General features: G+C 65.8%; 22 protein-coding genes. 12 read left to right on the forward strand and 10 right to left on the reverse strand.

Going from position 1 to position 25,673, the window contains the following annotated elements:
• Positions 1-134: 134 nt before the first annotated feature.
• Together N511_RS0112745 and N511_RS0112750 are read left to right on the forward strand one after the other, a co-directional pair.
• A complete protein-coding gene (locus N511_RS0112745; RefSeq protein WP_027679651.1) occupies positions 135-479 on the forward strand; it encodes an ArsR/SmtB family transcription factor in 345 nt (114 codons plus the stop codon).
• A complete protein-coding gene (locus N511_RS0112750) occupies positions 469-987 on the forward strand; it encodes an SRPBCC family protein (protein WP_027679652.1) in 519 nt (172 codons plus the stop codon). Before N511_RS0112745 ends, N511_RS0112750 begins: the two co-directional genes overlap by 11 nt.
• Before the next feature lie 70 nt (positions 988-1,057).
• Here N511_RS0112750 and N511_RS0112755 read toward each other — a convergent pair whose 3' ends face one another.
• Positions 1,058-1,435, reverse strand: a complete 378-nt coding sequence (locus N511_RS0112755) for a cupredoxin domain-containing protein (RefSeq protein WP_027679653.1) — start codon at positions 1,433-1,435, stop codon at positions 1,058-1,060.
• A 1-nt stretch (position 1,436) separates the two neighbouring features.
• Positions 1,437-2,396: a metallophosphoesterase family protein gene (locus N511_RS0112760; protein WP_027679654.1), complete on the reverse strand. Its 960-nt coding sequence runs from the start codon at positions 2,394-2,396 to the stop codon at positions 1,437-1,439.
• 211 nt (positions 2,397-2,607) lie between these two features.
• Here N511_RS0112760 and N511_RS0112765 point away from each other — a divergent pair, with 211 nt between their 5' ends.
• The 9 genes from N511_RS0112765 to N511_RS0112805 all read left to right on the forward strand — a co-directional run bounded on the left by N511_RS0112765 (position 2,608) and on the right by N511_RS0112805 (position 13,107).
• Entirely contained in the window at positions 2,608-3,243 is a 636-nt protein-coding gene (locus N511_RS0112765; protein ID WP_027679655.1) for an RNA polymerase sigma factor, read from the forward strand.
• Positions 3,233-4,048: an anti-sigma factor family protein gene (locus N511_RS0112770; protein ID WP_027679656.1), complete on the forward strand. Its 816-nt coding sequence runs from the start codon at positions 3,233-3,235 to the stop codon at positions 4,046-4,048. The genes N511_RS0112765 and N511_RS0112770 overlap by 11 nt, the downstream gene beginning before the upstream one ends.
• 228 nt (positions 4,049-4,276) lie before the next feature.
• Positions 4,277-5,953: a methyl-accepting chemotaxis protein gene (locus tag N511_RS0112775; protein ID WP_027679657.1), complete on the forward strand. Its 1,677-nt coding sequence runs from the start codon at positions 4,277-4,279 to the stop codon at positions 5,951-5,953.
• A gap of 48 nt (positions 5,954-6,001) precedes the next feature.
• Positions 6,002-6,466, forward strand: coding sequence for a chemotaxis protein CheW (locus N511_RS0112780; protein ID WP_027679658.1), 465 nt, complete (start codon positions 6,002-6,004; stop codon positions 6,464-6,466).
• A gap of 5 nt (positions 6,467-6,471) precedes the next feature.
• Entirely contained in the window at positions 6,472-7,926 is a 1,455-nt protein-coding gene (locus N511_RS0112785) for a CheR family methyltransferase (protein WP_027679659.1), read from the forward strand.
• Entirely contained in the window at positions 7,907-8,608 is a 702-nt protein-coding gene (locus N511_RS0112790; protein ID WP_027679660.1) for a chemotaxis protein CheW, read from the forward strand. Before N511_RS0112785 ends, N511_RS0112790 begins: the two co-directional genes overlap by 20 nt.
• Positions 8,605-10,935 carry a hybrid sensor histidine kinase/response regulator gene (locus N511_RS0112795; protein ID WP_027679661.1) on the forward strand — a complete coding sequence of 777 codons (2,331 nt, stop codon included), beginning with the start codon at positions 8,605-8,607 and terminating at the stop codon, positions 10,933-10,935. Before N511_RS0112790 ends, N511_RS0112795 begins: the two co-directional genes overlap by 4 nt.
• Positions 10,932-11,936 carry a chemotaxis response regulator protein-glutamate methylesterase gene (locus tag N511_RS0112800; protein WP_027679662.1) on the forward strand — a complete coding sequence of 335 codons (1,005 nt, stop codon included), beginning with the start codon at positions 10,932-10,934 and terminating at the stop codon, positions 11,934-11,936. Before N511_RS0112795 ends, N511_RS0112800 begins: the two co-directional genes overlap by 4 nt.
• 49 nt (positions 11,937-11,985) lie before the next feature.
• Positions 11,986-13,107 carry a diguanylate cyclase domain-containing protein gene (locus N511_RS0112805; protein WP_027679663.1) on the forward strand — a complete coding sequence of 374 codons (1,122 nt, stop codon included), beginning with the start codon at positions 11,986-11,988 and terminating at the stop codon, positions 13,105-13,107.
• A gap of 62 nt (positions 13,108-13,169) precedes the next feature.
• On the opposite strand, the gene N511_RS0112810 is transcribed toward N511_RS0112805, so the two are convergent.
• The 4 genes from N511_RS0112810 to N511_RS0112825 form a co-directional block, all read right to left on the reverse strand.
• Positions 13,170-15,839: a bifunctional diguanylate cyclase/phosphodiesterase gene (locus tag N511_RS0112810; protein WP_027679664.1), complete on the reverse strand. Its 2,670-nt coding sequence runs from the start codon at positions 15,837-15,839 to the stop codon at positions 13,170-13,172.
• Positions 15,840-16,098: 259 nt separating this feature from the next.
• Positions 16,099-18,225 (reverse strand): 3-hydroxyacyl-CoA dehydrogenase NAD-binding domain-containing protein, encoded by a 2,127-nt coding sequence (locus N511_RS0112815; RefSeq protein ID WP_027679665.1) that lies wholly within the window; start codon positions 18,223-18,225, stop codon positions 16,099-16,101.
• A 13-nt stretch (positions 18,226-18,238) separates the two neighbouring features.
• Positions 18,239-19,444 (reverse strand): acetyl-CoA C-acetyltransferase, encoded by a 1,206-nt coding sequence (locus N511_RS0112820; RefSeq protein ID WP_027679666.1) that lies wholly within the window; start codon positions 19,442-19,444, stop codon positions 18,239-18,241.
• Between the two features lie 27 nt (positions 19,445-19,471).
• A complete protein-coding gene (locus tag N511_RS0112825; protein ID WP_027679667.1) occupies positions 19,472-20,614 on the reverse strand; it encodes an acyl-CoA dehydrogenase family protein in 1,143 nt (380 codons plus the stop codon).
• Between the two features lie 88 nt (positions 20,615-20,702).
• On the opposite strand from N511_RS0112825, the gene N511_RS0112830 reads away from it, so the two are divergent.
• Positions 20,703-21,722: a GlxA family transcriptional regulator gene (locus N511_RS0112830; protein ID WP_027679668.1), complete on the forward strand. Its 1,020-nt coding sequence runs from the start codon at positions 20,703-20,705 to the stop codon at positions 21,720-21,722.
• 4 nt (positions 21,723-21,726) lie between these two features.
• Here N511_RS0112830 and N511_RS25595 read toward each other — a convergent pair whose 3' ends face one another.
• From N511_RS25595 to N511_RS0112850, 4 genes are all read right to left on the reverse strand, one after another.
• Positions 21,727-21,861 carry a hypothetical protein gene (locus tag N511_RS25595; RefSeq protein ID WP_004632518.1) on the reverse strand — a complete coding sequence of 45 codons (135 nt, stop codon included), beginning with the start codon at positions 21,859-21,861 and terminating at the stop codon, positions 21,727-21,729.
• A gap of 47 nt (positions 21,862-21,908) precedes the next feature.
• Positions 21,909-22,301, reverse strand: a complete 393-nt coding sequence (locus tag N511_RS0112840; protein WP_027679669.1) for a tautomerase family protein — start codon at positions 22,299-22,301, stop codon at positions 21,909-21,911.
• Positions 22,302-22,356: 55 nt separating this feature from the next.
• Positions 22,357-22,773: a MarR family winged helix-turn-helix transcriptional regulator gene (locus N511_RS0112845; RefSeq protein WP_027679670.1), complete on the reverse strand. Its 417-nt coding sequence runs from the start codon at positions 22,771-22,773 to the stop codon at positions 22,357-22,359.
• A 611-nt stretch (positions 22,774-23,384) separates the two neighbouring features.
• Positions 23,385-25,571: a TonB-dependent siderophore receptor gene (locus N511_RS0112850; RefSeq protein WP_027679671.1), complete on the reverse strand. Its 2,187-nt coding sequence runs from the start codon at positions 25,569-25,571 to the stop codon at positions 23,385-23,387.
• Between the last annotated feature and the right edge of the window lie 102 nt (positions 25,572-25,673).

Below are 25,673 nucleotides of genomic sequence, written 5' to 3' on the forward strand. Positions count from 1 at the left end.
GCGGTGTGGCGGCTGCCGGGGGGAAGGTCATCCTAGCATGGGTATGTGGACACTTTTGCGGGCCAACGTCGCGCATCGGCACGCGTCGTTGAGCGCGCTTGCATCGACGGATTCTCAAGCGTATAGTTAGCCAAATGGATAACAATGGAATTGCGCTAGACGCGGTATTTCACGCGCTTTCGGACCCAACGCGCAGGGCGGTTATTCAACGGCTCGGCGAAGGGCCCGCGACGGTCAGTGAACTGGCAGGGCCATTCGACATGGCGCTGCCGTCGTTCATGAAGCACATGCGGGTGCTGGAAGGCGTCGGGCTGGTCCGCTCGGAAAAGAGCGGACGAATCCGGACGTGCATGCTCGAGCGCAAGAAGCTGGCTGCCGCCGAGCGCTGGTTTGAGCAACAGCACGCGATCTGGGCGAGCAGGTACGGCAATCTGGACAACCTCTTAGAGAAACTCCAAGGAGAAAGCAATGAAGGCTGATCTTCGGTTTGATTTCGTCGTCGACATGCAAAAGAGCAGCCTCACCGTGAGGCGAGAGTTCGCGGCGAAGCGCCAGCTTGTGTGGGATTGCCATACGAAGCGCGAACTGCTCGATCAGTGGTTTGCGCCCAAGCCGCTGACCACCAAGACCAAGCATATGGAATTCAAAGAGGGCGGCTACTGGCACTACGCCATGATCACCCCCGATGGACAGTCGTTCTGGAGCCGTCAGGACTATCAGAAGATCAACCCGATCGACGGCTATTCGGTCCTTGATGCGTTTTCTGATGAAGCCGGCGCCGTGAATCCGGATCTGCCCCGCGCCCGCTGGGATGTGACCTTTGCCGATGCAAACGAACGCACCCTCGTGACGACCGTGGTGTTGTACAACTCGCCGGAGGATGTGCAGAAGGTCATCGACATGGGTATGAAGGACGGCATGACCTCCACCCTGGAGCGACTCGACGAACTGCTGCTGACCTTGGCCGAGCGCGACGCGCTGGCCTAAGACCGCGCTCGCAGATGAAGACGCCCCGACCTGTTCGGGGCGTTTTGCGTTGGGTATGCGGCGCTGCGCTTCAGGTGACGGTCAGCGTTCCATTCATCGTCTCGTGGCCCGAGCCGCAGAAGATGTCGCACAGGAAATCGAACGTGCCTGTCTTGTCGGGTGTGAGCGCCAGCCGCACGGTCTGCCCCGGCACCACGTCGGCCCGTACGTTGAAATCCGGAATCGAAAAACCCATCAGGATGTCCTGCCCGGTCAGTTCGAACACCACGGGCACACCCCGCTTGAGCGTGATCTTGTCTGGCGCGAACGTGAACTTGCGCGCGTGCACGCGGATGACCGCCGGGCCCTCGCCGTGCGCAATGCAGGCGAGCGCCGCGCCGGCCGCCAGCACGGTGAACTGACGCAGCGCCAAGCGGCGCTTGGGGTTGTGTGCGATGAGGGCGCGCATGTCAGGTGGTCTCCGGGGTTTTGGTGGCGGTGGCTTCGCTGGTGGGTTGGATCGGCTGCTCGGCCAGCGCCCAGGTGGCGGCGTCCTGCTTGCCGTGCTCCGCGATGCTGCGCCAGCCGAGGCCGCGATACGGTGCGGCGGCATCCCAAGGGATCGGGTTGCGTTTGGCCTGCGAGCCCGGCGCGGGCGGTGCGGGCAGCGGGAACATCAGCGAGCGCGCCGAGTGGTGCGCGATGTGCCCGGTCATGTGGTGATGTTCCTGGTGGATGTGGCCGTAGAACACCGTCACGTTGGGGTGCGGCATCAGCAAGTCGATGACCTGCTGGCCATCGCGCGTGGCCCAGTCCCATTGCGGGTACAGATCGAACAGCGGCCGGTGCGTGAACACGACGATGGGCGTGTGCGCCGGCACGGAGCGCACATCTGCCGCCAGCCACGCGAGCTGTGCATCGCCCACGCGCGCCGACGGGTCCGACACGTTGTCGATGGCGATGAAGTGCACGCCCTTGTGATCGAACGAATAATGCGTGCGGCCGAAGAGTTCGATATAGGCCTCGCCGTTGTCGAGCGAGGCGTCGTGCTCGCCCGGCATGTAATGCACCACCGGCACCTTGATCCGCGCGGCAATGTCGCGAAACTCGGCCAGGCGCTTGCGGCGCTCGGCAGGGTCGTCGCTGATGTGGCTGAGGTCGCCCGTAAAGATGACGAAATCCGGCGCCGGCGACAGCGCATTGACCGCCGCAATCGCCTTGGGCAGCGTGCCTTGCGAATCGGGGTTGGGCGCGCCCTTGAAGCCCCAGTGCGTGTCGGATAACTGCACGAAATAGAAATCGTCTGGCTTGGCGCCGGCGGCGCGCGTGGTGGCCGCCATCGCCTGCCAGCCGGGCAGGCCGGATGCGTACACCAGACCGCCGACCGCGGCCAGTTGCAGGAACTGGCGTCGTCCGGGTTGCTTGCTCATGGATGTCCCCTGCAATAGATGGCTGAGTTTGGGAAGGCCCAGCGCGATGGAATTGGATAGGGAGGAAGCGCCGGTCCTGCCTGTCATACCGGCCGGCGTGCCGGCGTATTCCACGAGATTCGCGTTTTCACAAAATTTCTTTGGGGCGGGAATAAACTGGATTGCACCCAGGTATACGGAGGTCAACCGCCTCCAGGCCGCCATGCCCGACCTGCCCGACTTGCCGGACCCCACGCCCGATCTGCCCACCGATGCGCAGCGCTTTGCGCAGGCGGTGTTGCCGCATGTCGATGCCGCCTACAACCTGGCGCGCTGGCTTTCGGGCGACGCGCAAGACGCCGACGACATCGTCCAGGAAGCCTGCCTGCGCGCATTCCGGCTATTCGGCGGGTTTCGCGGCGGCGATGGCCGCCCGTGGCTGCTGGCCATCGTGCGTAACACGTGGTTCTCGGAGTGCGCGCGCCGCAAGCAGGCCCCAGCCCAGCCGTGGGACGACGATGCAGCAGCAGGACAGGCGCACGACGACAGCGCCAGCTACGGCATCGACCCCGCCGCGCTGCTCGCCCGCATCGACGATGTGCGCCGCGTCCATGTCGCGCTGGCGCAATTGCCGGTGCCGTATCGCGAGGTGCTTGTGCTGCGTGAACTGGAGGACCTGCCGTACCGCGACATTGCCGCCGTGGTCGATGCGCCCATCGGCACGGTCATGTCGCGGCTGGCACGTGCGCGGCAGCAGCTCGCACGCCTATTGACGGAAGACACCGCGCCACCGCGCACCAATGTGACGCCCATCCGCGCATCGGGCGGCATGGGAAACAGCACCAAGGAGGCCCGCCATGAACTGTGACGACATCCGCGCGCTGCTGGCCGCCCGCGCCGATGGCGAACTCGGTGCGGCCGACAGCCTGCGCATGGAAACGCATCTGGGCACGTGTGCCGCTTGCACCGACATCGCAGCGCGCCACGATGGCGTGGTGCGAGCGCTGCGCCAGGGGCTGCGTGCGCCGGCGCTGTACATGAAGGCGCCGGCGGGTTTGAACGAGCGGGTGTTGCGCGCCGTGCAGGCCGAAGCCGGTGCGCGGCCCGAACCCGCTGCCACGCGCGCGCCGCGCCGGGCGGAATCGCCATGGCAGCGGCTGGCGCACTGGCTGGTCACGCCATCCCGTGGGCTTGGTCTGGGGGCGGGCGCACTGGCCGCGGTGGCGCTCGGGGTGGGCGTTCTCGTCGGGCGGCCCGATACGGCGGCGCTCACCGCGCACGACATCACGGCCAGCCATGTGCGGGCGCTGCTGGGTGCGCGCGAGACTGATGTCGTGTCATCGGATCGTCATACCGTCAAGCCGTGGTTCAACGGCCGTATCGACTACGCGCCGCCTGTCACCGACCTTGCCGCACGCGGTTTCCCGCTGATCGGCGGACGGCTCGATTACATCGACGGGCGTCCGGTTGCGGTGCTGGTCTACCGCGCGTCGCAGCATCCCGTCGACTTGTACGTACGCCCTGAGGCCGGCAGCGACACCGAGCCGGCGGTACGTACCGAACGCGGCTATCAGCTTGTCGTCTGGCGCAGCGCAGGCATGGGCTACTGGGCCATCACCGATGCGTCTGCCGATGTGGCGCAAGCGTTTGCGCGGGCCGTGCGCGGCGATTGAGTCCGGACAGCGGGCGGCTTGCGTGTGCGCGCACGTGCTCAACGGGCCGCGCTTTGATATTGACCGGGCACGGGCTTACCCTCGTATTGGCGCCAAATCACAAAGGTTTCGGTTCCGGTGACCGATACGTTCCTTTACCATTCCAAACAGTTCTGTGTGGCGGCTTTGCGCCCCTTCCAGGACTTTCTCGCCGCTGTCTTCTCTTTTGGCTTCTTGTAGGTTTCAAACATGGTCTCTGCGACGCCCCGCATCAGCAACGCAACCCTGTCAGGCATGCTTCGCGGCGGCCGTTTTTCCCTTGGCAACCGCATCGTCTTCAGCTTCGGCATGCTGTTCGTGCTGATGGTGATCATGGCCGTGGTTTCCTACAACCGCCTGCGCGCGATCGATCAGGAAGCCCTGAGCCTCGAGCGCGATTCCGTGCCGGGGCTGTATCTGTCGACATCGCTGCGGGCCACCACGCGCAACAGCCACGCGATGCTGGAGCGCGCGCTGTTCGTGGATGCCGACCCCGAGCTTGCCAATCGCGATTTGGAGCGCGCCGCACAACTCGTGCGTGACCTCGACAAGCATTCGGCCGACTACGAAAGCACCATCTACCGCGACGACGACCGCCAGCGCTTCCGCGTCTATCGGGCAGTCGTCGACAAGTACCTGCCGATGTTCAACGAGGCCATGCAGCTCGCCCGTACGTCCAAGCCGGCAGCGCAGGCCGTCGCCCGGCGCGCCGTGCCGGTCTGGGAGGAAGCCACGGCGCTGGCCGACAAGCTCGTTGCCGACAACCGGGCCGTGGCCGACGAGTCGGCCCGCCAGATCCGTGCGTCCGTGCAAAGCACCGAGATCACACTGGCCGTGGCGCTGGGCGTGGTGCTGCTTGCCGCGCTGGTGTTGGGCTATGCGCTGTTCAAGGCCATCACGGTGCCGATGGCGCGTGTAGTGGATGCGCACGACGACATGCGTACCGGCAACCTGTCTGGCCGGCTCGACCTGCGCCGCAACGATGAATTCGGCACGCTGGAAGAAGGCTTCAACCGCATGGCCGAAGAGCTGGCGAGCCTGGTATCGCAAGCGCAGAAATCTTCGCTGCAGGTGACGACGTCCGTGGCCGAGATTGCCGCGACCTCCAAGGAGCAGCAAGCCACCGCCGCCGAAACGGCCGCGACCACCACCGAGATCGGCGCAACGTCGCGCGAGATCTTTGCCACCTCCCGCGACCTGTTGCGCACCATGAACGAGGTATCGAGCGTGGCCGAGCAGTCGGCCACCCTGGCCGGCGCCAGCCAGAGCGGCCTGACCCGCATGGAAGACACCATGCGCGGCGTGATGGAAGCGGCGGGTTCGGTCAACGCCAAGCTGGCCATCCTCAACGAGAAAGCGACCAACATCAACCAGGTGGTCTCCACCATCACCAAGGTGGCCGACCAGACCAACCTGCTGTCGCTCAACGCCGCCATCGAGGCCGAGAAGGCCGGCGAGTACGGCCGCGGCTTTGCGGTGGTCGCCACGGAAATCCGCCGGCTGGCCGACCAGACAGCGGTGGCCACGTACGACATCGAACAGACGGTCAAGGAAATCCAATCGGCCGTATCCGCCGGCGTGATGGGCATGGACAAGTTCTCGGAAGAGGTGCGGCGCGGCATGCGCGACGTGCAGCAGGTCGGCACGCAGCTCTCGCAGATCATTACCGAAGTGCAGACGCTGGCACCGCGCTTCCAGATGGTGAACGAAGGCATGCAGACGCAGGCCACCGGCGCCGAGCAGATTACGCAGGCGCTGTCGCAGTTGTCGGAAGCCGCGCAGCAGACGGCGGAATCGCTGCGCCAGTCGTCGCAGGCCATTGATGACCTGACGCTGGTGGCCAACCAGCTTCGTACCGGCGTGTCGCGCTTCAAGATCGAAGCCTGATCCGACGCGCGTGCGCATTGAAGTGTTTTTGCCGTAGCGAGAATCGCCATGCTTTACCTCCTGTTCCAACTCGATGGCGACCGCTATGCGCTGAACGTGGCGCAGATTGCTGAAGTGCTGCCGCTGGCCGCCACCAAGTCGATTCCGGGTGCGCCTGCGTGGGTGGCGGGCGTGATCGAGCGGCATGGCTCGCCTGTGCCGGTGATCGACTTGCCGCAACTTGCGTTGGGCCGGCCGGCACGGCCGCTGCGCTCCACGCGTCTGGCGCTGGTGCGCTATGAAGCCGAGGTCCGGGGTGACGACGCACCGCTCCTCGGCCTGATGCTCGAGCATGCAACGCACACACGCCGCATCGACGATGCGCGCTTTGCCGACAGCGGTGTCGCGACGCCCAACGCACGCTGGCTCGGCCCCGTGGCAAGCCTGGACGATGGTCTCGTGCAACGCGTGGATACCGAGGCGATGCTGGACGCGCACGTGCGTGCGCTGCTGTTTCCGGCAGCCGTCGGCTGAGCATCATGGTGGCCGTCGACCCCCGCTTTGAAGCCTGGCTCTCACATGAGACCGGCATTGACGCGCCGTCGCTCGGCACGAACGCGCTGGAGCGCGCTGTGCTGGACCGCACGCGCGCCATGCTGGCCGCGCGCGGTATGCCCGACACGGTGGACGCGGTGGATGCCGCAGCGCTCGACGCGTACTGGCTGCGCCTGAACACCGCGCCCGACGAACGGCAGGCCCTGATCGAGGCGCTGGTGGTGCCCGAGACGTGGTTCTTCCGAGACCGCGAGGCCTTTGTCACGCTGGCCCGCGTGGTGGGCGAAAAACTTGCGCGCGAGCCGATGCGCGTCCTGCGCATCCTGAGCGCGCCGTGCTCGACCGGCGAAGAGCCGTATTCCGCAGCGATGGCGTTGCTCGATGCCGGCATCGACCCCGCCCGCTTCACCATCGATGCGATCGACATCAGCACGCGCGCCATCGAACAGGCCCGGCGTGCGGTGTACGGGCGCAATGCCTTCCGCGGGCATCCGCTGACCTTCCGTGACCGGCATTTCACTGAAGCCGCCGGCGGCTGGCAATTGAGCGATACCGTGCGCGGGCTGGTGCGCTTTGCCCAAGGCAATCTGTCCGACGCGCCGGCCGACGACACGCGCTACGACTTCATCTTCTGCCGCAACGTGCTGATCTACTTCCACCGCGATGCGCAGGACCAGGCGATTCGCCGGCTCGATTCGCAACTGGCGGAAGACGGCATGATCTTCGTAGGCCCCGCTGAAACGGGCCTGATGATGCGCCATGCCATGACTTCAGCGCGGATTCCGCTGGCGTTTGCATTTCAGCGCACGGCTGCGGGAGAGACCGGTGCGCGGGCGTCCCTGCCGTTCCGTTTGCCGTTGCCGCCGGAGACCGCCGCTTCCGCGGTCGGGCTGCCCGGCGTGGCGTTGCCGTCGGTGCCGGTGCGGCCCGTGGCGGCGCGCGTGCCCGCCCCATCCCGGCCTAGCCCGGCGCCCAGCCTCGCGACACGCCCGCTGGCGCACCCGTTGGCACGCCCCGTACTGCGCACCATTCCCGAGATTGAAGCCGTGCTGGGTGAGCCGCCCACGGTGGCGGAAGCGCGGCGGTTGGCCGACGCCGGCAATCTTGACGAAGCCGAGCGCGTGGCGCTGGAGATCGCCAACCTGCGCGCGCCCGAAGCCGATACGTTCTACCTGCTCGGCCTGATTGCCGATGCGCGCGGCCGCCATGCCGATGCCGGCGATTTCTACCGCAAGGCGCTGTACCTGGAACCTGCCCACTACGAAGCGCTGACCCATCTTGCCGCGCTGCTCGACGTGGCCGGCGATACCGTGGCTGCACGCCAGCTGATGCTGCGTGCGGAGCGCGCGCTGGCGCGTCAGGGCAAGACACCTTCCGCATCATCCGAATCCGGAACACCGGAGCACACACGAGGAACGCATGGCGCACGCCGTCCATGACCACGCGGGCGTCACCACGCTCGTTGATGACTGCTGGAACCGCATCGGCACGCGCGGCGATCAATCCTGCCCGCGCCTGGCCGAGTATTCGCGCTGCCTGAATTGCCCCATCTTTGAAGAGGGGGCCGCGGCGCTGCTCGATCGCGCACTGAGCGACGCCGACCTGGAAGCCGCCGCGCAGGCGCATCGCACGGCCGTGCCGCTGCGTGCGCTGGAGCACGCGGGCGCGGAGCTGGCCGTGCTTGTTTTCCGCATCGCCGACGAATGGCTCGCGCTGCCGGCTGCGGCGCTGCGGCAGATCGATACGCCGCGCGCCATCCACACGTTGCCGCATCGGCGTAACCGGGTGGTGCTGGGGCTGGTGAACATTCGCGGGGCGCTGACGGTGGCGGTGTCGCTGGGCGAGCTGCTGGGGCTGGATCGCACGGGCAACAAGTACGCCGGGCGCAACGGCTACGCGCGGCTGCTTGTGGCTGCGCACAACGACGAGCCCGCCGTCTTTCCTGTGGACGAGGTGGAGGGCGTGCTGCGCTTTCCGGCCACTGCGCTGCTGCCGGTGCCGTCCACACTCACGCACGCCACCACGGCCCACGCACGCGGCGTGCTGGCGTGGCGCGATGTCACCATTGGCCTGCTCGACACCGATCGCGTGTTCGATTCGATTGCCCGGAGCCTGCGATGAGCGTGGATGACGATCTGGGACGCCAATCGCTGCTGGCCCTGTTCCATGAGGAGGCGCAGACGCAGACGCGTGTGCTTTCCACCGGCTTGCTGACACTGGAGCGTGCGCCCACCGATGCCGCGGCGCTGGAAGCCTGCATGCGCGCCGCACATTCGCTCAAGGGCGCCGCGCGCATCGTTGGCCTGCAGGACGGTGTGGACGTTGCGCACCGCATGGAGGAGTGGTTCGTGGCAGCACAGCGCGCCACGCTCGTGCTGACCGCCGCGCATATCGACGTGCTGTTGCGCGGCACGGATCTGTTGCTGCGCGTCGGCCAGCCCGGCACCGCAGGTCAGCTGCCGCGCGCCGAAGTGGAGGCCGTGCTGGCTGCGTTTTCCGCGCCGGAGCGTGCCGCCGCTGCGCCCGCCGCTACAACGTTTGCCGACCCTGACGCGGCCGCAGAAGACGCCACGATGAAGGCTGCGATGGCGTTGTTGAACGCCGAGGTGGCCGCCTTGTCGGCTCCGCCCGTGCCGGCGCCCGAGCCCGCCGCGCCTGCACCGCATCGTGCACCCATCGGCACCACGCGCGATCCGCACCGCATGCTGCGCGTGCGTGCCGACAACCTCGACCGTCTGCTCAGCCTGTCGGGCGAATCGCTGGTCGAGTCCCGCTGGCTCAAACCGTTCGGCGAGTCGATGCTGCGCGTCAAACGCAGCCACCGCGCGGCCGCGCTGGCGCTCGATGCGCTCTACGAAACGCTGGTCGAACGGCTCGACCGGCATGCCGACGCCGACACGCACGCGGCACTCAACGACGTGCGCCAGATGCTCGGCCACATGCAACAGACGCTGGGCGAGCATATCGACGATCTTGACCGGTTCGACCGGCGCAGCACGCATCTTGCGCAGCAGTTGTACGACGAGGCCCTGCAATGCCGGATGCGGCCCTTCGGGGACGCCACACACGCCTATCCGCGTGTGGTGCGCGACCTCGCGCGCTCCCTGGGCAAGCATGTGCGCTTCAACATCGTCGGCGAGGCCACGCAGGTCGACCGCGACATCCTCGACATGCTTGACGCCCCGCTGGGCCACCTGCTGCGCAACGCCGTCGACCATGGTGTGGAAGCGCCGCAGGCCCGTGAGGCGCAGGGCAAGCCGGCGGAAGCCGCCATTACGCTGGAAGCGCGGCACAGCGCCGGCAAGCTGCTGATTACCGTGGCGGATGATGGCGCCGGCATCGACCTGGAAGCGGTGCGTGCGGCGGTGGTGCGGCGCGGCCTGTCCGATGTCGATACCGCAAGCCGCCTGTCGGATCACGAGTTGCTTGATTTCCTCCTGCTGCCCGGCTTCTCGATGCGTGAGCAGGTGACGGATGTGTCCGGCCGCGGCGTCGGGCTCGATGCCGTGCACGAGATGGTCAAGGCGGTGCGCGGCACTGTTCGCATCCACAACGAGCCGGGGCGCGGCACGCGCTTCATGCTGCAGTTGCCGCTCACGCTGTCCGTCATCCGCAGCCTGCTGGTGGATGTGGGCGGCGAGGCCTATGCGTTTCCGCTGGCTTACGTGCGGCGCACGCTCGAGCTGGCCCGCTCCGAGATCGACATGCTCGAAGGGCAGCAGCATTTCAGCTTCGAAGGCCGCCCGGTGGGTTTGGTGACGGCGCATCAGTTGCTCGGCACGCAGCCGCCGGGCGAAGCGCGCGACAGCGTGCCGGTGGTGGTCATTGGCGAAGGCGCCGAAACCTACGGCATTGCCGTCGATCGCTTCCTCGGGGAACGCATGCTGGTGGTCCAGCCGCTGGATGCGCGGCTGGGCAAGGTGCGCGACATCGCCGCCGGTGCATTGATGGAGAACGGCGACGCGGTGCTGATCGTCGATGTGGACGATCTGCTGCGTTCGGTCGACAAGCTCGTCCGCGGAGGCCAGCTCGACAAGGTGCAACGCGCGCAGGGCGTGGCCGTGCAGCAGCGCAAGCACGTGCTGGTGGTGGACGATTCGCTGACGGTGCGCGAGCTGGAGCGCAAGCTGCTGGAAAAGCGCGGCTATGCGGTCACCGTGGCGGTGGATGGCATGGACGGTTGGAACGCCTTGCGCGGCGCCGACTTCGACCTCGTCGTGACCGACATCGACATGCCGCGCATGGACGGCATCGAGCTGGTCACGCTCATCAAGCGCGACGCTGCGCTCAAAACGCTGCCGGTGATGGTGGTGTCGTACAAGGACCGCGAGGAAGACCGCCGCCGTGGCCTGGATGCCGGCGCGGACTACTACCTCGCCAAAGGCAGTTTCCACGATGAAGCGCTGCTCGACGCAGTGCGCGACCTGATTGGAGAAGCGCGGACATGAATATCGGCATCGTCAACGATATGCCGCTGGCGGTGGAAGCCATGCGTCGGACGGTCGCGCGCAGGCCCGAGCACCGCGTGCTGTGGGTGGCGACCGACGGGGCGCAGGCGGTGGAGTTCTGCGCCGCGCAACCGCCTGACGTGGTGCTGATGGACCTGATCATGCCGCGCTTTGACGGCGTGGAAGCGACCCGCCGCATCATGGCGTCGCGCAACCCGTGCGCGATCCTGGTGGTGACCAGCAGCGTGGGCGCCAACGCGTGGCGCGTGTACGAGGCGATGGGCGCCGGGGCGCTCGATGCCGTGGATACGCCCACGCTGGGCGGCCCGGATGCCGATGCCAACCACCCGTTGCTGACCAAGATCGACCAGATTGGCCGCCTGCTGGAAAAGCCCGTTGCGCCGCGGCCGCGCATTGGTACGCCGGGGCGCGACGGCGCGGTGCCGCTGGTGGCCATCGGCGCTTCTGCCGGCGGGCCCACGGCGCTGGCGACCGTGCTGGGCAAGCTGCCGGCCGACTTTGCGGCGGGCATTGCCGTGATCCAGCACGTTGACCAGGCGTTCGCAGCGGGGATGGCCGAATGGCTGAACGGCCAGACTGCGCTGACGGTGCGCGTGGCCGCGGAAGGTGACCGGCCACGTGCGGGCGAGGTGCTGCTCGCAGCCACCAACGACCACATGCATGTGCTGCCCGGCGGCACCTTCGGCTACACGCCGGAGCCGGCCGGCACGCCGTATCGGCCGTCGGTGGATGTGTTCTTCCACAGCGTGGTCGAGCACTGGCGGGGCAACGCCATCGGCGTGCTGCTTACGGGCATGGGCCGCGACGGCGCCATCGGCCTCAAGGCCATGCGCGCCAAGGGTTATCACACCATCGCGCAGGACGCGGCGACCAGCGCGGTGTACGGCATGCCCAAGGCGGCGGCCGCGCTCGATGCGGCGCGCGCCATCCTGCCGCTCGACCGCATCGCCGACGAACTCATCACGCTCGTGCGCGCATGAAGCACGCACGGGCCATCACACATACATAACCAGAAACGGGGAGCATCACATGACCAACCACCCAACCGAGATGCCGGACGATCCGGACGGTCCGGACGAAACCAAGCCCATCCCCGCAGCGGAAGCGGCACTGGAAGCCGCACGGGCGCTGCTGCGTACGCCGGCCGCCGCCGATGTTCCGGTGATGGTGCTGCTGGTGGACGATCAGGCCATCGTGGCCGAGGCCATTCGTCAGGCCCTGGCCGGTGAAGACCGCATCGATTTCCACTACTGCGCGCGCTCGGACGAGGCGATGATCGCCGCCATCCAGACCCGCCCTACCGTCATCCTGCAAGACCTGGTGATGCCCGGCACCGACGGCCTGACGCTGGTGCGCGACTACCGTGCGAATCCGGTGCTGCGCGACGTGCCCATCATCGTGCTGTCGACCAAGGAAGAGCCGGTCATCAAGAGCGCCGCGTTTGCCGCCGGTGCCAACGACTACCTCGTCAAGCTGCCGGACCGCATCGAACTGCTGGCGCGTATCCGCTATCACTCGCGCTCGTTCGTCAACCTGCTGCAGCGCGACGAGGCCTACCGTGCGCTGCGCCAGTCGCAGCAGCAGTTGCTGGAGGCCAATCTCGAGCTGCGCCGCCTGACGAATTCCGATGGCCTGACAGGGCTGGCCAATCGCCGCTACCTCGACGAATACCTGAGCGCGGAATGGCGGCGCGGCGCACGCGAGGGCACAACGCTCTCGTTCCTCATGATCGATGTCGACAACTTCAAGCTCTATAACGACACCTACGGCCACGTGGCCGGAGACGAGGTGCTCAAGCGCATCGGCAGCACGGTGGAAGCGTGCCTGGGCCGACCCGGCGATCTGGCGGCGCGTTTCGGCGGCGAGGAATTTGCCGTCGTCCTGCCCGGCAACAGCGCCGAGGGCTTGACGCTGCTGGCCGAGAAGATCCGCAGCGCGATCGAGGCCCTGCAAGTGCCGCACATGCATTCGTCCACGGGTGGATATGTGACGGTCAGTATCGGCGGCGCGGTGGTGACGCCGGTGCACGACGTTCCGACCACGACGCTCATCGAAGCCGCAGACCTGGCGCTGTATCAGGCCAAGCACGAAGGCAAGAACCGCGCGGTGATTGGCGAAGGCGCAGGCGCAGGCGCGGCCCGCAGTCTCTAGTCGGGGGGATGACCGCCACTGTGACGGCCTGCGAATGACCGAATCGGCCCGCACCGCGCCGCTTAGGTTTCCGCAAGCTGCCCGTTGACCACAAAGGCTTCAAACGCAGCAGGCGGCACCGGCGGGCAGAAGAGGTGGCCCTGGCCGTAATCGCAACCTGCCGCCACCAGGATCGCCTTCTGCTCCTCGGTTTCGATGCCCTCCGCAATCACCTTGATGTGTAGCGCGTGGGCCATGCTGACGATGGCGCTGCACAGCGCGATGTCCTTCGGGTCGTGTGCGAGGCTGCGGACGAAAGACTGATCGATCTTGATGTAGTTGATGTCGAAGCGCTTGAGATACGACAGTGACGAATAGCCCGTGCCGAAATCGTCGAGTGCGATGTCGACACCCGCGCGCCTGAACTCGTGCAGATGCTCGACCACCTCGTCGCTGTCCGCCATCAACGAGCCTTCGGTAATTTCAACGACCAGGCTGTGCGGCGGAAGCCCCCGGCGCTCGATCACCTTTGGCCAGGACTCGGTGCTCGACAGGTGCGCGCGAAACTCCAGCGGCGATTTGTTGACCGACACCTGCAGCGTGTTGTCGAGCCTGGCATGCCACTGCACGAGCTGATCCAGCGCCTGGTTCAGCACCCACTTGCCGATTTCGACGATGAGCCCGCTGTCTTCGGCCACCGGAATGAAATCCGCCGGATCGATCTCGCCCCGCACAGGGTGCGTCCAGCGGATCAGCGCCTCTGCCTTGCGCACCTTGCCCGTCAACAGATCGACGATCGGCTGATAGTGCACCGCAAGCTGGCCCTGCGTGAGCGCGACGCGCAAATCGCTGGTCACGCGCAGGCGTTCCTGTTCGGCGCGCTGCAATGCCGGGGTAAAGACGGCCCACTGATTGCGCCCCGCGCTCTTCGCCGCAAACATGGCCTGGTCCGCGCGCACGAGCAACGATTCCGCGCTGTCGGCGTCGCGCGGGTACAGCGCCACGCCAATGCTGGCCGACACTTCCACGCTTTCTTCGCCAAGCTGCAACGGCGCCGCAATGCGTGCGAGCAGCGCGCGGATGATGGGCGTGGCCGCTCCGGCATCGGGCAGTTCGGGCAGGATGATCGTGAACTCGTCGCCCGCCAGCCGCGCGACCGTATCGGTGCCGCGCACGATGGCCGAGATGCGTCGCGCGATTTCCTTCAGCAGGACGTCGCCCTGGTCGTGGCCGAGCGTGTCGTTCACTTCCTTGAAGCGGTCCAGATCAATGAACAGCAGCGCCAGTTGCGTCGACGCCTGGCGCGCTCGCGCGATCTCCTGGCGCAGGCGGTTGTAGAACATGTGCCGGTTCGGCAGCTCGGTGAGCGTGTCGAAGTTGGCCTGCCGCCAGATGACCTCTTCGGCGCGCTTCTTCTCTGTCATGTCGTGGATGAGCGCAACGCGGCGCGGCTCGCCCAGCGCGCTGTCGGCAAAGGTGTCGACGGTGAGCAGCGCGGGGAACTCGCTGCCGTCCTTGCGGCGGATCAGGTATTCGCCGCTCCACGAGCCCCGGGTTGAGACGCCCTCGCGCATGGCGTCGATCACGGCGCCGTCATTGCATTCGGAGCGGATGGCGTCGCTGGATTGGCCCTTGAATTCCTGCGCCGTATAGCCCGTGGTGACGGTAAAGGCCGGGTTCACGTCGACCACCTGCCCGTCGAGCGTCGTCACCATCATCGCTTCGCTGCTCGACGCATACACCAAGGACGCCAGGCGCATCTCTTCAAGGTGCCGTCTGCGCTCGGCGCCCTGGTAGCGGAGCGTGAAATACAGCAGGGCGAGCAGCAACGTGGACGCGGCCGCCTCGACCAGCGCGGTGCGTCGATAACCGTCGTAAGGTGCCAGCACCGAGGCCACCGACTCCCCAACCAGGAAGTACAGCCCGATTTCAGGAACATGGTGATAGCCGATGATGCGCTCGACGCCATCGGTGCCCGACACCACGCGGTAGCTGCCCGTTTCCAGCGCGCCCGGCTGGTTGAACTGGCGGCGGCGCGGCGGCTTTTCGATACCCGCGGTCGGGTTCGGCACGCGGGCCAGGATCTGGCCGGACTCGCGGATGATCGTAGCCGCGCCGTCCTTGCCGATCGCGAGCGTGTTGGCAAAGCTGGCGAATTGTTCCGGGCTGACCGACACGACCACCACGCCGGCAAACTGCCCGGCCTTGAGGATGGGCCGCGTGAACTGGATCGACCACTTTTTCGAGACCTTGCCCTGTACCGGGTCGCTGATGAACAGCACGTCGCGGCCGCCCGATTCCTTGTGCACGCGAAAGTGCTCGCGCTGGCTGAGGTCGATGCGGTCTGTCACGGGGCCGATGCTGGAATAGAGCAGCATCCCGTTCTCGTCGATCACGGCCACCTGGAACGTCAGGTCGCGCACAATTTCTTGCCGCTCGCGGATGACCTGCTCGAACACTTCGCGACCGGCCAGCCAGCTTGCGCGCAGATCGAGCAGGAATTCCGACACGCGCCGCGCGCTGCCCAGCGAGTACTCGCCAAACGCCTGCGCTTCGACCTGCGTGCGCGCCTGGGCATCGCGCGTCAGCCGGTCGCGTTCCTGGGTGAGCTGATGAAACGTGAACGACCAGATGAACAGCAGGGCCACCACGGCACCGATGTTGAGCGGCGACAACAGTTCGCGCCGCCATCCTTGCCGCGGCGGGCTGTCTGTCGTGCTATCAGAAGAGGCCTTTGATTGCTCCGCGGGCATCCGCACTCCAGCGTTTGCGTGTCGAGTTGTCTCGGGCACGCGCGCGGCGTGTCCGGTGTCGGCAGTGTCATGTGCCTCTCACTCTATATCGGAGCGGACCACATGTGTCTGAACCCGACCGACGAGGCAGGCCAACTGGAGCGCAATCGTTTGCTGGGGGGCGGCAGACCCCGGACTTACCCTTGGTTGTGGTTTGGGCGGCGCAACGCCTGCAGAAAGCGTTGCGCCGCACGCGGTGCGTTCGCCCGACGGCCCAGGTTTAGCGTTCGTAAAACGCGACGTGTTTGTCTGCCATGTCGCGCAGCAGGGCTGGCGGCGCGAAGCGGCGGCCGTGCTGCGCAGCCAGGCGATCGCACTGCTCGACAAATGCGCTGATCCCCACCCGCTGGATGTGCGACACCGGCCCACCGCGGAATGCCGGAAACCCCCAGCCGAGCAGCGCCCCCACATCGGCATCGCGCGGATCGGTCACCACGCGTTCATCCAGGCAACGTGCGGTTTCCACGGCCTGCACGGTGATGAGGCGGTCGACCAGCGTCTGCACGTCGGGCTGCGCGGCGGCGCTGGGGTATTCGGTCGCCAGCCCGGGCCACAGCATCTTCTTGCCGCCTTCCGGATAGTCGTAGAAGCCGCGGCCCGCCTTGCGGCCGATGCGGCCCAGCACCACCATGCGCTCGGCCACGGCTTCGCCCGGGCGCTCGATGTAGGCAACGCCAAGGTCGGCGCGGGTCTGCTGGTTGACCTTGTGGATCAGTTCGCTCGAAACCTCGTCGATCAACGCAAGCGGCCCCACCGGCATGCCGGCCAGCAGCCCTGCGTTTTCGATCAGCGCAGGCGCCACGCCTTCGGCGAGCATCGCCAAGCCTTCGAGCACGTAGGTCGAAAACACGCGGCTCGTATAAAAGCCGCGGCTGTCATTCACGACGATGGGCGTCATGCCGATGGCCTTGACGTAATCGAGCGCCTGCGCAAGCGTCGCCCGCGTGGTCTGCCGTGCCACGATCACCTCCACCAGCGGCATCTTGTCGACCGGCGAAAAGAAATGCAGCCCGATGAAGTTGCCTGGGCGCTGGCTTGCTTCGGCGAGCCCCGTGATCGGCAGCGTCGATGTGTTGGACGCGAAGATGGCATCGGGCGATAGCACCGCTTCGGCCTGGCGCGTAACGTCGGCCTTGATGTCGCGCTGCTCGAACACGGCTTCAACGACGAGCCCCGCGTCGTCCAGGTCGGCGTAGGACGTGGTCGGCTGGATGCGCGCGAGCAGCGCTTCAGCTTCGTCAGCATGCAGACGGCCGCGCTGTACCTGCTTCTCGACGAGCTTGCGTGAATAGTCCTTGCCGCGTTCGGCGGCTTCTTGCGTGGTGTCGAGCAGCACGACGGGCAACCCTGCCTTGGCGGTGACGTAGGCGATGCCGGCGCCCATCATGCCGGCGCCCAGCACGCCGATCTTGGCGTAGCGCCGCGCAGGCACATCGGCGGGGCGTGCGGCCAGTTTGTTGGCGGCGTTCAGGCTGAAGAAGAGGGTCCGGATCATCGCCCGTGCCTCCGGCGACAGCACCGCCTGCACGAAGTAGCGCGCCTCGGTCTTGAGGCCCGTATCGAGATCGGTGATGAGCCCTTCATACACGCACGACAGAATGCTCGCCGCGGCCGGATAGTTGCCATAGGTTTTCTGCCGCAGCATGGCGTTGGCCGCCGTGAAGAGCTGCTGCACGGCGGGGCTGGCGATGCCGCCGCCGGGCACCTTGTAGCCCTTGATGTCCCACGGTTGCTGCGCGCGGGTCTGGCCTTCGCCGAGCAGCCACGTGCGCGCGGCATCGGCTTCTTCGCCTGCATTGACGACCGCATCGAGAATGCCGAGCTTGAGCGCGTCTGCCGCCTTGATGCGCTTGCCTTCAAGCAGCATCGGCAGCGCCTTCTGCACGCCAATCAAGCGCGGCAGACGCTGCGTGCCGCCGCCGCCCGGCAAAAGGCCGAGCGTGACTTCGGGCAGGCCGAAGCGCGCGCGGGCGTTGTCGGCGGCCACGCGGTAGTGGCAGGCCAGCGCAATCTCCAGCCCGCCGCCCAGCGTCGAGCCCGGCAGCGCAGCGGCCACCGGCTTGCCGCACGTTTCCAGCTTGCGCAGCATGCGGTGCAGTTCGCACGTGCGTTCAAACAACGTGGCGGCGTCGTCGCTGGCCTGCAGCCATTCGAGGTCGCCGCCGGCAATGAAATCGGCCTTGGCTGAGGTGACGAGAATGCCCTTGACGCTGGCATCGGCGCATACGCGGTCGATGGCGGCAAAGAAAGCGGCGCAGGTTTCGCCGTTGAGCACGTTCTGTGCACGGCCCGGCTGGTCCCACGTGAGCGTGGCGATGCCGTCGGTGTCGATGGTGATGTCGATCATGTCAGCACGCTCCTTAAACGCGTTCGATGATGGTGGCGGTGCCCATGCCGGCGCCGACGCACAACGTGGCCAGCCCCGTGCTCGCGCCACGCCTTTCAAGCTCGTCGAGCAGCGTGCCGAGAATCATGGCGCCCGTGGCGCCGAGCGGATGGCCCATCGCAATGGCGCCGCCGTTGACGTTGATGCGGTCATGCGGCACGGCCAGCACCTCCATGAAGCGCAGCACGACGGAGGCGAAGGCTTCGTTCAGTTCGTACAGGTCGATGTCGGCCGCCGACATGCCGGCGCGCTTGAGTGCCTTCTCGGCCGCGTACGAAGGGCCGGTCAACATGATCGACGGCTCCGAGCCGATGCTCGCAAAGCTGCGGATGCGCGCACGCGGTTTGAGGCCCGCGCGCTTGCCGGCCTCGCGGCTGCCGATCAGCACGGCTGCGGCGCCATCGACGATGCCGGAGCTGTTGCCCGCGTGATGCACGTGTTCGATGCGTTCGAGTTCGGGATAGCGCTGGCGGATCACGGCGTCAAAGCCGTATTGCTCGCCCAATTCCGCAAACGAGGGTTTGAGCTGCGCGAGTGTGTCGACGGTGGTCTGCGGGCGGATCATCTCGTCGCGGTCGAGGATGGTCAGGCCGTTCTGGTCGCGCACCGGCACGATCGAACCTGTGAACCAACCAGCCGTGCTGGCCGCATGCGCGCGGCGGTGGCTCTCGGCGGCGTAGGCGTCGACGTCATGGCGGCTGTAGCCCCACTTGGTGGCGATGGTGTCGGCCGACACGCCTTGCGGCACGAAGTACAGCGGGATGGCCGCGGCCGGGTCCACAGGCCATGCGCCGCCGCTGGCACCCATCGGCACGCGCGACATGCTCTCCACGCCGCCGCCGATGGCAAAGTCGCTCTGCCCGGCCATCACCTGCGCAGCGGCCATGTTGCAGGCCTCCAGGCCCGACGCGCAGAAGCGGTTGATCTGCACGCCGGCCGTCGTCTCGGCATAGCCGGCGGACAGGACTGCTACGCGGCCGATGCACGCGCCTTGTTCGCCCACCGGTTCCACACAACCGAGCACGACGTCGTCCACCAATGCCGTGTCGAGCTGATTACGATCGCGGATGGCGCGCAGTGCGGTTGCGGCCAGGCGCAGCGGCGTGACACCGTGCAGGCTGCCGTCCTTCTTGCCCTTGCCGCGCGGGGTGCGAACGGCGTCGTAGATATAGGCTTCCATAGCGTTGCGTCCTGAAGGTCGGGCTCGTTAAAGGGTGCGGGCGATCAGTTCTTTCATGATCTCGTTGGTGCCGCCGTAGATCTGCTGCACGCGCGAATCGGCCCACGCGCGGGCGATGGGGTATTCCCACATGTAGCCATAGCCGCCGTGCAGCTGCACGCAGCGGTCCATCACCTTGAATTGCAGGTCGGTGGTCCAGTACTTGGCCATCGATGCGGTGGCGGCATCGAGCTTTCCAGCCAGCTTGAGCGCGATGCACTGGTCGACGAACACACGGCCGATCTGCACTTCGGTTTTCAGTTCTGCCAGCGTGTGGCGCGCGGTCTGAAAATCGAGGATGGATTTGCCGAAGGCCTGGCGCTCGCGCACGTAGCGCAGCGTCCAATCAAGCGCGCCCTCGGCCGAAGCGATGGCACCGATGGCGATCTGCAGGCGCTCCCACGGCAGTTCCTGCATCAGGTAGGCAAAACCGCGATGTTCCTCGCCGAGCAGGTTCGCGGCAGGCACGCGCACGTTGTCGAAGAACAGCTCCGCGGTGTCCTGCGCCTTCATGCCGACCTTCTTCAGGCGCTTGCCTTTGCTGAAGCCCTCCATGGTGGTGTCGACGACAAAGAGGCTCGTGCCCTTGGCGCCGCCCTCCGGCGTGGTACGCGCCACGACGATCACCACATCTGCGTGCCAGCCGTTGGTGATGAAGATCTTTGAGCCGTTGAGCACGTAGTGGCTGCCGTCGCTGCTCCGCGTGGCGGTGGTGCGCACGCCTTGCAGGTCGGAGCCGGCTCCAGGCTCGGTCATGGCAATCGCGCCGATCATCTCTGCGCTCGCCAGCTTGGGCAGGTAGTGCTGTTTCAGCGCCTCGCTGCCGTAGTGCAGCAGATACGGCGCGACGATTTCCGAGTGCAGGCCGAAGCCCAGGCCCGTGGCACCCGCGCGGGCAATCTCTTCGATCAGCACGGTGCTGTAGCGGATGTCGGCACCCGCGCCGCCGTAGGCCTCGGGCATGCTGGCGCAGTGGTAGCCGGCGGCGGCCGCCTTTTCCCAGATGGCGCGGTCGACGTAGCCCTGGTCCTCCCAGCGCTCGTGGTGGGGCAGGACTTCGGCGTCGATAAAGCGGCGGACGGATTCACGGAAGGCGTCGTGTTCAGCGTCGAACAGCGTGCGGGCAATCATGGCGGCTCCAGAATGGGCGGCAGATGGGTTGCCGTATTTCAACAAGGCCGCGACAATTCCGGTTGATCTGGATCGCCACTTTATTGATATGAAGCGCCAGCCGAAAGCTGCCTCCAAACGCGCCGGTTTGCACACGCGGGCGCGCATTGCCATCCTGCTGCCGCCGCGCCTGTTTGCCGGTTACGTGTTTCTGACCCAGGAGATGTTGCTGGTGGCCGGCACCATGCAGGCGCGCAGCGTGGATGTGATGGGCAGCCGGCTCTTCGATATCGATGTGTTGTCAGCCGATGGGGCGGCCGTCCGAAGCTTTGGCGATATGCCCGTGCCTGCCACCGCCGCGTTGACCGATGCGCCCTACGACGTCGTGATCGTGCCCGCACAGTTCGCCCCGGAGGCGACATTGGATGCGGAAGAAGCACGCCTCGCCGAGTGGCTGCGCAGGCGCTATGACGCTGGCGCCTTGGTCGTTGGCATGAACGCGGCGCCGCTGTTCGCCAAGGCTGGGTTGCTGGATGGTTGTAGAGCGACGGGGCTGGCGAGCGAGCGCGCCTGGTTTGCACGGCATTTTCCCGACGTGCATTACACGCCCGACCGGCCGCTTGCGGTGGATGGCCGCATCATCACTGTCAGCGGCATCAACCCAGCCGTGGACGCCTGCGCGTACGTCATCGATCACTGCCGCGGGGCGGGCGCATCGCGGCGGATGCTGCGCACGGCGCTCACGCAATCCCTGCCGTCATACGAACACATGGCCGTATGGACGGCGCAGTTCAAGCGCCACGGCGATGCCGCCATGCTCGCCATCCAGGAAATGGTGGAGCGGGAACTGGAATCGCCGCCTGCATTGGCCGAGCTGGCCGCCCAGGCAGCGATGAGCGAGCGGACCTTGACGCGCCGTTTTGCTGCCGCCACCGGCAGCAACCTGCGGCGTTACGTGGCGGCGCTGCGATTGGAGCTGGCGGCGTTTCTGCTGCGCACGGGCCGACTGCCGCTCGATCACATTGCCGACGAATGCGGCTACGGCAGTGTCAGCGCACTCAGCCGCGCGTTCTCTGCCGGCCACGGTTGCAGCCCCTTGCAATACCGGGCGCAACAGCGCACGCGCTGAAGCGTCACGGACGCAACAAATCGAAACCAGCCAGCAACACCACACCCGAGAGCGCGGTCAGCGGCAGCGAATGTTGGCCAAAGTACAGCAACGCAGCGGCCAGCCAACTGGCCGCGAAGAAAGCGCTCATGCGGTTCATGATGTCACCTGATCGTTGTTGGGTTGGGAGCGATGCGGCCGGCACATTTACGCGTGCTGGTAGCGGTATTCCTGCGTCTTGCCGCCGTAGCCGTAAGCTGCGGCGCGAACGTCCTGCACATAGATATAGCTCTCTTCGTGCAGATTGCCGAGCAGCTCGGCAAACGCCGTGAATGCCTCGGCGATGTACTGCGCCTTTTCCGCCTTGGTATTCGTTTCGTCCGTCACCTTGATGTCGAAATAGACGCTGTTCTTGCCTTGCGCGACCAGCGTCTGCCCGCCGACGATCCAGTCTTCCGGGTCGACATAGTCGATGGCAATGGCCGTGACCTTCGGGTCCTTGCCCAGGATGCGGGAGGTGAGTTCCAGCAAGGTGCTGGCGATCTTCTGCGTCATTTCTGCAGAACGTTTGGCGCTGACTTTGACGTTGAGGATGGGCATGATGGTTTCTCCTATTAGTTAGCAATGCAACTACATGGCCAAAAAAAATGGACGCTCATGTCAGGGTAGAGCGCACACCTCGGATCTTCGTCACCGTATCGGTGAATTCGGTACTGCCCAGCACGCGCTTCAACCTTGCGGTGACGGCGCCGCTGGCCTCGTTCAACGCCGCACCGATCTTGACGGCTTCCGGCGTCGGGAAAATGGCGGTCTCGCGGCCGTCGGCTTCCGTCTTGCGACGTTCGATCAGGCCCTTGCTTTCCAGCCCATCCAGCGCGCGCGTTGCCGTGGGGCGCGTGACCGACATCGCTTCCGACAACTCGCTTTGCAGCATGCCCGGGCGGTCGACGATCGCACGGAGCATGAAGCCTTGCGGCGGCGTGAGATCGAACGGCGCAAAGGCGTCTGCCCAGACGCGGTCGAGCTTACGGGCCAGGGCGGTGGTGTTGAAGTAGAGGCAGTGGTCGAACATGGTGAGGTGGATGGTAGGGGATGATGGTTAGATATGCAACTTGTTTTTTTGTGTGTTGGTGGTCCACCTTTGTTTCGTTCCCTGCCGGGACCGACCTACTTTTCTTTGTCTTGCCAAAGAAAAGTAGGCAAAAGAAAGGCGCGCCCGAGATGGCGAAAGATTCCTTGGATTTGTGTCGCGGGAAGGGAGGGGAGGCAAACTCGCTGCGCTCAGACAAGCCTCCCCTCTTTATCCTTCCCGCAACAAAAATCCAAGGCGCCATCTAGGGCTCAACGTCAAAAGAAAAAGGCCAACCCATCGCGCGGTTGGCCTTTGTCGTTTGGGCTTGCGCCCAGGGTGTTTGGCTTTGTCCTTTGACTTTCCTGCCCTAGATGGCGCCTTGAATTTCTGTAAGCGGGCGGAAAAAGGAAGGAGGCTTGTCTGAGCGAAGCGAGTTTGCCTCCTTCCCCGCACGGTTACAGAAATTCAAGGGATGGGTCGCCATCTCGGGCGCGCATTTCTTTGCTTACTTTCTTTGGGCAAGACCAAAGAAAGTGAGTCAGCCCCGGCAGGGGATGAAACAAGGGGCGCACCAACAACACCAGAACAAAAACAAAAGCAAAAACAAAAAATCAAAAATAAACCGTAGCACTAGCCCTAAACGTCCGAGGCGCCCCCTGCACCAGAATGAACCCCCAACTCGGCAACCAGTACTTCTCATTCGTCAGGTTGTCGACGTTGAACCGCAGCGTCACCGGCTTGCCGCCCACCTTGGTCGAATACCGCGCCCCCACATCAAACGTGTGATACCCCGGCACGATGTTGCTGTTGTCGGCTTCAAGCGCCGAGTTGCCGACGTACTGCCCACCTGCCGACAGCACGAGCCCAGGCACCGGCGGCACGGCATATTCCACATAGGCCGTCGCCTTGAAGCGTGGCGACCCGTAGGCGCGCTTGCCCAGCACGGAGGCATCGGACTCCGTGTTCTCGGAATTCATGAACAGCACCCCGCCCAGCAGCGTCCAGTCACGCGCGAGCTTGCCGCGCGCGCTGAGTTCGAGCCCGCGATAACGCGTCATGCCGTCTTGCGTATAGACGTTGTCCGGCCGCAGATACGCCAGCCCGCGCTGCACCTGGAACAGCGCCGCGCCGAATGTCCAGTCGTGCAGTTCAGCCTTGGCGCCCACCTCGATCTGCTTGCTCTTGAGCGGCCCGAATACCGTGCCGGCGTTGAGCGCGGTGATCGGTGCGGTGGCGCCAGCTTCAAGCGATTCCACATAGCTGGTGTACAGCGTCACCGGCTGCACGGGTTTGAACATGAGCGCCAGCGTGGGCGTGATCGGCTCGCGCGTGTATTTGGCCGAGGTGCTGCCGTCGGTGTTGTAGCCGGTCTGGTTGAAACGCGTATAGCGCAACCCGCCCAGCACCGACCAGTGCTCGTTGAACTTGGCCGTGTCGCTCGCAAAGACGGACGTCTGGTCGATCCGGGACGTGCGAGCCAGACCGTCGGACGCGGGCACCCGCATCGGTGTCGCCCCCGACGACACGAACGCCGACGTGTCGTACAGGTTGCCCGTGCCGAGCAGCGTGGAAGCAAAACCGCCCGTGGCTTGCGTGAGACTCTGCCACGAGGTGCCGAAGACGAGTTCATGTTCGATCGGGCCTGTGCGCACCTTGCCGTTGGCCATCACCTGCGCCTGGCTGTATTGGTAGCGCTGGTACGAGCTGTACTGCAGCTCGCTGAAGTTGCCCGCGTTGTCCGTCAGCTGGATCGCGCTGTCGGCATTGCCCCGGTTCTGCTGCGTGTAGCGATAGGCGGCGCGCACGTTCCAATCTGGGGTGGCGGCCCAGTTCAGTTCGGTGCCGACGGATTTGATCTCGGTCTCGTAATACGAGCCTCGTGATGACACACGCTGACTGCCGTCAATGGCGCGCGGCGTGCGCACGAACTCCGTGACCGGCACACCAAAATCCTGGCCGGGGATGATGCCGTAGTAGGCGCCCTGCACGTTGCGCTGCATGTACAGGCCGTCGAACGACCACTGCAGATCGGGCGTGATGCGCGCATCGAGTGCGAGCGATGCGGAGTCGCGCTTGATATGGCCACCGTCGACAAAGGTGTCGCCCTCTTCATGCACCACACCCAGGCGCGCGCCCAGGGCCTTGGTGGGGCCGAAGCGTCCGCCCACATCGAGCGATTCCTTGAGCGTGCCGCCGCTGGTAAAGCCGAACGTGGCGCTGCCGCCAAAGGTGTTGGTCGGGCGTTTGGTCACGAAATTGGCGATGCCGCCCGGCGTGCCGAAGCCATACATGAAACCCGATAACCCCTTGAGCAGCTCCACGCGTTCGAAGTGTTCGAGCGGCACATCGCTGCCCCAGTTGGGGACGGCCAGACCGTCGACCTTGTAGCCCTCCAGCAGGTCGAGCTGCAAGCCGCGGATCGTGATGTTCGACGCCTCGCCGATGTAGCCGTCGTTGTTGGCCGTAACCGCCGGATCGCCCTTGAAAACCTCGCCGATCGTCTGTGCCTGACGGTTCTGGATCAGCTCCTGCGTGGCAACGTTGATGGTGAACGGCGTATCGAGCACGGCCTTGTCGCCCAGTGCGCCGGTGCTGGCCTGCTTCGCACCATAGGCCGCCGATTTGCCTGCGGTGACTTGCGTGGCGGGCAGGTCGACCTGCGTGGTGCTCTGCTGCGCGTGGGCCGACGCGCCTGCGCCGATGGCAGCAAAAGCCAGTGCGAGCCTGCGTACCAGCGGCGTTGGGCGAAGGCGGTTGATGGAACGGCGTGAAGCGGGTGGTAAAGCAGCGACTCGCATGATCAGCTCCCCTGAATCAATGTTGTGTGCAGGCGTGCGCAGTCGCGTGCGTGCCGGCGAGCGGCATGCGCGAGTCCTGTGCGGGTGGTTGTGGCTTCTTGG

It is taken from the genome of Ralstonia sp. UNC404CL21Col (genome assembly GCF_000620465.1).
In the GTDB taxonomy this organism is placed as follows: Bacteria; Pseudomonadota; Gammaproteobacteria; order Burkholderiales; family Burkholderiaceae; genus Ralstonia; species Ralstonia flatus.

Bases quoted from the DNA above. Each gene is read 5' to 3' on its own strand.
- N511_RS0112795 (WP_027679661.1), top strand. From the start codon at position 8,605: ATGAGCGTGGATGACGATCTGGGACGCCAATCGCTGCTGGCCCTGTTC.
- N511_RS0112770 (WP_027679656.1), top strand. From the start codon at position 3,233: ATGAACTGTGACGACATCCGCGCGCTGCTGGCCGCCCGCGCCGATGGC.
- N511_RS0112810 (WP_027679664.1), bottom strand. From the start codon at position 15,839: ATGCCCGCGGAGCAATCAAAGGCCTCTTCTGATAGCACGACAGACAGC.
- N511_RS0112820 (WP_027679666.1), bottom strand. From the start codon at position 19,444: ATGGAAGCCTATATCTACGACGCCGTTCGCACCCCGCGCGGCAAGGGC.
- N511_RS0112745 (WP_027679651.1), top strand. From the start codon at position 135: ATGGATAACAATGGAATTGCGCTAGACGCGGTATTTCACGCGCTTTCG.
- N511_RS0112775 (WP_027679657.1), top strand. From the start codon at position 4,277: ATGGTCTCTGCGACGCCCCGCATCAGCAACGCAACCCTGTCAGGCATG.
- N511_RS0112815 (WP_027679665.1), bottom strand. From the start codon at position 18,225: ATGATCGACATCACCATCGACACCGACGGCATCGCCACGCTCACGTGG.
- N511_RS25595 (WP_004632518.1), bottom strand. From the start codon at position 21,861: ATGAACCGCATGAGCGCTTTCTTCGCGGCCAGTTGGCTGGCCGCTGCG.
- N511_RS0112805 (WP_027679663.1), top strand. From the start codon at position 11,986: ATGACCAACCACCCAACCGAGATGCCGGACGATCCGGACGGTCCGGAC.
- N511_RS0112760 (WP_027679654.1), bottom strand. From the start codon at position 2,396: ATGAGCAAGCAACCCGGACGACGCCAGTTCCTGCAACTGGCCGCGGTC.
- N511_RS0112825 (WP_027679667.1), bottom strand. From the start codon at position 20,614: ATGATTGCCCGCACGCTGTTCGACGCTGAACACGACGCCTTCCGTGAA.
- N511_RS0112750 (WP_027679652.1), top strand. From the start codon at position 469: ATGAAGGCTGATCTTCGGTTTGATTTCGTCGTCGACATGCAAAAGAGC.
- N511_RS0112845 (WP_027679670.1), bottom strand. From the start codon at position 22,773: ATGTTCGACCACTGCCTCTACTTCAACACCACCGCCCTGGCCCGTAAG.
- N511_RS0112800 (WP_027679662.1), top strand. From the start codon at position 10,932: ATGAATATCGGCATCGTCAACGATATGCCGCTGGCGGTGGAAGCCATG.
- N511_RS0112785 (WP_027679659.1), top strand. From the start codon at position 6,472: ATGGTGGCCGTCGACCCCCGCTTTGAAGCCTGGCTCTCACATGAGACC.
- N511_RS0112755 (WP_027679653.1), bottom strand. From the start codon at position 1,435: ATGCGCGCCCTCATCGCACACAACCCCAAGCGCCGCTTGGCGCTGCGT.
- N511_RS0112830 (WP_027679668.1), top strand. From the start codon at position 20,703: ATGAAGCGCCAGCCGAAAGCTGCCTCCAAACGCGCCGGTTTGCACACG.
- N511_RS0112780 (WP_027679658.1), top strand. From the start codon at position 6,002: ATGCTTTACCTCCTGTTCCAACTCGATGGCGACCGCTATGCGCTGAAC.
- N511_RS0112790 (WP_027679660.1), top strand. From the start codon at position 7,907: ATGGCGCACGCCGTCCATGACCACGCGGGCGTCACCACGCTCGTTGAT.
- N511_RS0112840 (WP_027679669.1), bottom strand. From the start codon at position 22,301: ATGCCCATCCTCAACGTCAAAGTCAGCGCCAAACGTTCTGCAGAAATG.
- N511_RS0112850 (WP_027679671.1), bottom strand. From the start codon at position 25,571: ATGCGAGTCGCTGCTTTACCACCCGCTTCACGCCGTTCCATCAACCGC.